This is a genomic window from Malikia granosa, from assembly GCF_002980595.1.
GTDB classification, from domain to species: domain Bacteria; phylum Pseudomonadota; class Gammaproteobacteria; order Burkholderiales; family Burkholderiaceae_C; genus Malikia; species Malikia granosa.
In genome coordinates this window covers 1-5,132 of the sequence record NZ_PVLQ01000096.1, presented here as the reverse complement: position 1 = coordinate 5,132, position 5,132 = coordinate 1, and the positions used below count along the sequence as shown (strand labels likewise).

The window sequence follows — 5,132 nt, the reverse complement described above, 5'->3', positions numbered from 1 at the left end:
GACGCCCGTGACGGTGCGCGTGGCATAAATCCGTCTGGGGTCAGGGGAAGAACGTCCTGGACTCGATTTCCTCAACAGAGCCGCCTACCCCAGCTCGACAGTCACTTTGTTTGTCGAATTGATTAATACAACAAAGCCCCAGTGACCTGTTCCGCATGCTGCGCGAGAAGGGCCAGTTCGGCGATCTGGCCAGGCTGATCGCCGGCAATGCGGAACTCAAGGACTTTGCCCGCAACATGCGCGACCTGATCTTCAGCGTCTGACCCCATGAGTCTAGACCTGAGCAAGCGGCTCCAGGGAGCCTTGCTGCGCATCCGCGGCGATCACCCCTTCTTCGGTACCCTGGCCCTGTTTGCCGACCTGCGCATGACGGATCAGATACCGACTGCGGCCACAGACGGTAAGACGATCTGGTTCAACCCGAAGTTCATAGACAAGCTCGAAATGCCGGCGCTCTGCGGCCTGGTCGCCCACGAGCTGCTGCATGCAGCGCTGCGCCACGGCAGCCGCCGCCGTGAACGCGACGCCTTGCTCTGGAACATCGCCGCCGACGTAGTTGTCAACGGCATGATCCGGGCGGACACCGGCTACAGCCTGCCGGACGGCGGGGTCGAGATGCCCAAGCTGGCCCACCTGAGCGTCGAGGAGGTCTACGAACAGCTGGCCACCGGCAGACACCGGTTGCCCAAGCTCACGCTCCTGGATCTGGGAGCGGCTATGCCGGACAGCGAAACGGGGCCGGGCAGCGAGGGAGTCCTGGATGAACACAGCCAGCATGAACTCGAGCGGCTCTGGAACTCAGCCCTGCAGCAGGCCGATGCGGTGACCCGAAGGATCAAGCGGGGGTTCGGCTCCAGCGGACTCGGCTCGATGCGGGAGTTCGAGCAGGCCAGGCAAGCACCACAGAACTGGCGCGACCTGCTGTGGCAGTTCATGGTCAGCACGCCATTCGACTTCGGGGGATTCGACCGCCGCTTCATCCACCGCAAGCTCTATCTGGAGGAAACCGTGGGCGAGTCGGTCGAGGTGGCCATCTGCATCGACACCAGCGCCTCGATCGGCAAGGACGAACTCGGACAGTTCATGAGAGAGATCCAGAGCATCCTGGACGCCTATCCCCAGATCAAGGGCACGCTCTTCTACGCCGATGCGGATCTATACGGACCGCATGACTTTGGTGCAGATGCGGCCATGCCCAAGGTGAAAGGTGGCGGCGGCACGTCGTTCAAGCCGTTCTTCCAGTGGGTGGAGCGGGAGAACGCACACGGCAACCTGCCGGTCTGCATCTACTTCACCGATGGCTACGGGGACTTCCCTTCCAACGCACCGGACAGCCCGGTGCTCTGGCTGGTCCTGCCGGGAGGGCTGGAGAGCAGCCGTTACCCCTTTGGGGAGGTGGTGCGCATGGGCACGGGTTCGGTGTAAGGATCAGGCCGGGTGCAGGGCAGCGTACTCGCGCACTGAAGGCGCTCTCAGCGGCAGGCTGCGCCCCTTCGGTCTGACCGCTTCCCAGCCCAGGCATGCCAACCAGATTGACCTGGGAATCGGTTTCTCGCCGTCGCGGTAGTAGATCAGCATGCGCCGGGAGATACCCAGGGCTTCTGCGGCCTGCTCCAGTGTCAGCCCCGTGTCGTGCAGCCAGGTCCAGATACGCTCATGCCCGATCCCGCCGGCCTGCTCGACGGCGAGGTGGCGCAGGTTGTCAGTCCCCAGATCCAGTTCGTCCTCGATCCAGTCCACCGACCGTCCTGCAAAGCCTACCTTGGCCTGTGCAAACAGGGTCGCATCCCTGAGGGGAGCCAGATAGCCGCTCGAGAAAATCCGCTCGCTCAGGTCGACCTCAAAGGTCTGGCCATCAGCGTAGCTCAGGCGCAAGCGGTAGTCCGGCAGGGCCTCGACCGCCGTCAGCACGAAATGGTCCTTGCTCATCGTTGCAACTCCTCAAAAGTGGCGGCCAGCATGGCGCGGTTGTCCGCGGCCCAGGTCAGGACGTCGGCGATTTCTCGAGCCGCGACCTTGCCATGCACGATCTTCTGCTCCGCAATCGTCACCCACGCCTCCCGCCCGTCGTTGAGCAGCACATGGAAATGCGGCGGTGGATGGTCCTTCGCGTTGATCCTGACGCGGCAGTGAGAAAATCGGGCGACAACTGGCATGGCCCATTTTAGTGCAACTGTTGCACGCTTGCTGTCTCCCGTTACCGTAACTGAACTTGGCCTTATCTGATCCAAAGAGTGGCAGCGAGCACTACGCCAGCTGTTCGCGCCCCCCTATGAGGCCGACCACGTTGCTCACTCCCCGAACACCTTGGCCACCTCGCTGAACTGTCGCCTGGCACTGGACCGTGTGTAGCGGCTCAGCGTCACGGGCGAGGCATGCCCCATGGACGACTGCACCGCATCGGGCGCCGCCCCCTTCTCGATCAGCCGGGTGCCGAAGGTGTGGCGCAGCCAGTGGGTGGAGGCCTTGTAGAGCTGCGTCTTTTCGTGGCGGGGGAGATCAGCGCTTGATACCGCCTTCTCCAGCCAGCGCCTGACGGTCTGGTAGAGCGCCGGGTAGGTGATCGGCGTCATCGGGTCCCTGGCCGAGGCCAGGATCGGCGTCTCGGCCGGCGCCTGCAGGAAGTCGCCCAGGCCGCGCACGGCCAGATACTCGTTGAGCGCGTCTCGCGCCTGCCGGTTCAGGGTCACATGCCGGTTCTTGGCGCCCTTGCCATGCACCTTGAGCGCCAGGCCTTCGGGCAGCGTGACCAGGTCACCCAGGCGCGCGGCCAGCAGCTCGCTGGCCCGCAGCCCCATGGATTCCAGGAAGCTCAGGATGAAGCGCATCCGGTGGATGGCCGGGGAGGACTCCTCCTGCTCGAAGTAGCGCAGCAGCGCCTGCATCGCGCCTTCCGTGATCGCCTTGACCTGCCCAGTGGCGGTCTGGTCGTCGCCCTGCTTCCGGGAGATGAGCCGGAACGGATTGGCCTCGACATGCCGCGCCTCCACCAGCCAGTCGAGCCAGGCCGAGACCACGATCAGCGCCTGCTTCCGGCTGCCCGGCGTCAGCTGGCCCCGGAACGGCGCCCAGCCCAGCTCGCCCGGCGAGGCCTTGCGCCGGGAGATGTAGTGCGCCGGAATCTCGCGCAGGAAGCCGGTGAAGGCCACCGCATCCTGCACGCCCAGCTGCTGCGGCGAGACGCCCGGTCGCTCATGGCGCAGCCAGACCAGGAAGCGCCCGACCTCGCGCGCATAGACCTTGCGCGTGGCATCCGAATTCGCCCGCGCCGCGATCCAGGCTTCGACCGCCTGCTCGGTCGTGACCTCGCCCAGCAGGCTGCCGGCCGGGATGGGCGAAGCCGGCCCTGACACCACCAGCGCCCTCCCCGTCTGCCGGACCGGCCCAAAGAACGGCAGCGCCTGCGCCTCGCGCGGCAGCAGCGTGCGCAGGAAGGCCTCGATGCGCTGTGCCTTGGCCTTGCCCACCGCCGGCAGAGACTTGTACCAGGCCCCGCCGGCGCTGACCCGGGCGTTGAGCTCGCCCAGCGTGTGAAATCCCGCCAGGTCCAGCTTCCTGGCCAGCGCCTCGTCGAACCAGCCGCCGACAAAGTCCGAAGGACTCGGCGCCTCGGCCACCGCCGATTCGAGTGACCTCAGCAGCTCGATCTGGCGCTTGCGCAGCCGCTCCCTGCGCTGTGCCTTGGGGTCGGGTCCCTGGACCTTGCCACAGAGCTCGGCGTACAGCTCGACGACCTCAGCCTCGCTCCAGCCATCCAGCCCGCGCTCGGCGATGAACTCCTCCAGGCTGGGCTGGGTCGTGTCGGAGACCCGGATCGTCAGCCCGATCAGGCGCGCGGAAGTCTCGCCCCGGCGCCGGGCCGCGGCGCGCACCTGGTCCACCACCAGCCGGTGCGCGGTGACGGCCTCGTGGCCGTGCTCGATGCCCAGATAGCGCCGGGCGCAGTCGGTGCGCTCCAGCCCCTCGGCGATGGCGCGCAGGTAGGCGAAGTGGTGAGGCCCCAGGCGGCGGCGGTAGAGGCTGGCGTGAGGGGTGGACTGAGCGGCTGCGTAAGGGCTTGTGGCCATTGGAGTCTGCGGGGTCGGCTGGCTGGCGTTGGTTCGAACTGCACTTTTGTCAGCAGGATTTTAGCCAAAGATAATTGATGCTTATCTTTAGCTGATACCTCAAAAAAACAGCGGCACTCGGCCGCTGCCCGCTCACGCAACAAATTTCGACAACATCCTGCAACTAAATTCGTTCTGCAGGAGACGCGCGGCAACAGCGGATCCGAAGCGCCATGTGCTGCGGACAGCAAACCTCCCAGGCCGTTGCATTTCCGTCTGTCGATCAGGCCGCCCTGCGGTGCTCGGCCTCCCATCCCTTGCATGCCAAGGCGATGTAGCGCGGTACGGGCCGTGCACCGGTGCCGTAGGCGCTGATGGTGCGCGACGTCATGCCCAGCGCCTGGGCTGCCTGCGACAGGCTCAAGCCATGGCGAGCGCGCCACTGGGCGAAGATGCGCGTGTTCTCGTCAGCGGCATTCTGTGCCTGTGCGTCCAGCCAGAGCGTGTCGGCGCCGATCTGGATGTCGAGTGCTGGCCACTCGACCGTCCAGCCTTCGCCTTCTATCAGCGTGGCGGTTGCGAAGATCTCGGGATCGCTCAAGCACATGAGACCGGGCGACTCATCAAACAGTGGCTTGAAGTCCAGCGTGAAGACTTCACCATCGACAAAGACCAGACGCATCCTGAACTCAGCCAGAACCTCGATGCCCGCCAGGCGGGCGCGTTTCATGCGTGCCATAAGTACCATTCCTTCCACAGATCGTCCAGGTTAAGCTGGATCCACTCCATCACCTCGACACGTAGGCCGCGCGGCCATGCACCATCGGTGTCCAAGGTTTCCAGGTAAATGATGACGTCCACCTCGCCACCCACGAGGTGGCAGTGCGCCGGACCGTGGTCGCGCTCGCGCACCTCCAGTCGGAACTTGTTGCGAAAGCGCTGCTTGGTCGTCATGCCAGAATTGTATAGAAATTAATTCTATACCTGAAGCATCATTTCTGGTTCCATGGGGCTCTGTTGAGGAAATCGAGTCCAGGACGTTCTTCCCCTGACCCCAGACGGATTTATGCCACGCGCACCGTCACG

Annotated in this window: 6 protein-coding genes; 1 reads left to right on the top strand and 5 read right to left on the bottom strand. The window is 64.7% G+C overall.

Annotated features, from left to right (window positions below; all coding sequences use genetic code 11):
- Positions 1 to 267: 267 nt before the first annotated feature.
- Positions 268 to 1,425 carry a vWA domain-containing protein gene (locus C6P64_RS16310; protein WP_105749600.1) on the top strand — a complete coding sequence of 386 codons (1,158 nt, stop codon included), beginning with the start codon at positions 268 to 270 and terminating at the stop codon, positions 1,423 to 1,425.
- 3 nt (positions 1,426 to 1,428) lie between these two features.
- Here the strand turns inward: C6P64_RS16310 and C6P64_RS16305 are convergent, their stop codons facing one another.
- The 5 genes from C6P64_RS16305 to C6P64_RS16285 form a co-directional block, all read right to left on the bottom strand.
- Positions 1,429 to 1,929: a DUF2442 domain-containing protein gene (locus tag C6P64_RS16305; protein WP_105749599.1), complete on the bottom strand. Its 501-nt coding sequence runs from the start codon at positions 1,927 to 1,929 to the stop codon at positions 1,429 to 1,431.
- Complete coding sequence (locus C6P64_RS16300; protein WP_105749598.1) at positions 1,926 to 2,156, bottom strand: DUF4160 domain-containing protein; 231 nt, start codon at positions 2,154 to 2,156, stop codon at positions 1,926 to 1,928. Before C6P64_RS16300 ends, C6P64_RS16305 begins: the two co-directional genes overlap by 4 nt.
- A 135-nt stretch (positions 2,157 to 2,291) precedes the next feature.
- Positions 2,292 to 4,067 (bottom strand): tyrosine-type recombinase/integrase, encoded by a 1,776-nt coding sequence (locus C6P64_RS16295; protein WP_105749597.1) that lies wholly within the window; start codon positions 4,065 to 4,067, stop codon positions 2,292 to 2,294.
- Positions 4,068 to 4,329: 262 nt separating this feature from the next.
- Positions 4,330 to 4,785, bottom strand: a complete 456-nt coding sequence (locus tag C6P64_RS16290) for a DUF2442 domain-containing protein (RefSeq protein ID WP_105749596.1) — start codon at positions 4,783 to 4,785, stop codon at positions 4,330 to 4,332.
- Entirely contained in the window at positions 4,773 to 5,000 is a 228-nt protein-coding gene (locus C6P64_RS16285; RefSeq protein WP_105749595.1) for a DUF4160 domain-containing protein, read from the bottom strand. The genes C6P64_RS16290 and C6P64_RS16285 overlap by 13 nt, the downstream gene beginning before the upstream one ends.
- Positions 5,001 to 5,132: the final 132 nt, after the last annotated feature.

Bases quoted from the DNA above. Each gene is read 5' to 3' on its own strand.
- C6P64_RS16290 (WP_105749596.1), bottom strand. From the start codon at position 4,785: ATGGCACGCATGAAACGCGCCCGCCTGGCGGGCATCGAGGTTCTGGCT.
- C6P64_RS16310 (WP_105749600.1), top strand. From the start codon at position 268: ATGAGTCTAGACCTGAGCAAGCGGCTCCAGGGAGCCTTGCTGCGCATC.
- C6P64_RS16305 (WP_105749599.1), bottom strand. From the start codon at position 1,929: ATGAGCAAGGACCATTTCGTGCTGACGGCGGTCGAGGCCCTGCCGGAC.
- C6P64_RS16295 (WP_105749597.1), bottom strand. From the start codon at position 4,067: ATGGCCACAAGCCCTTACGCAGCCGCTCAGTCCACCCCTCACGCCAGC.
- C6P64_RS16300 (WP_105749598.1), bottom strand. From the start codon at position 2,156: ATGCCAGTTGTCGCCCGATTTTCTCACTGCCGCGTCAGGATCAACGCG.
- C6P64_RS16285 (WP_105749595.1), bottom strand. From the start codon at position 5,000: ATGACGACCAAGCAGCGCTTTCGCAACAAGTTCCGACTGGAGGTGCGC.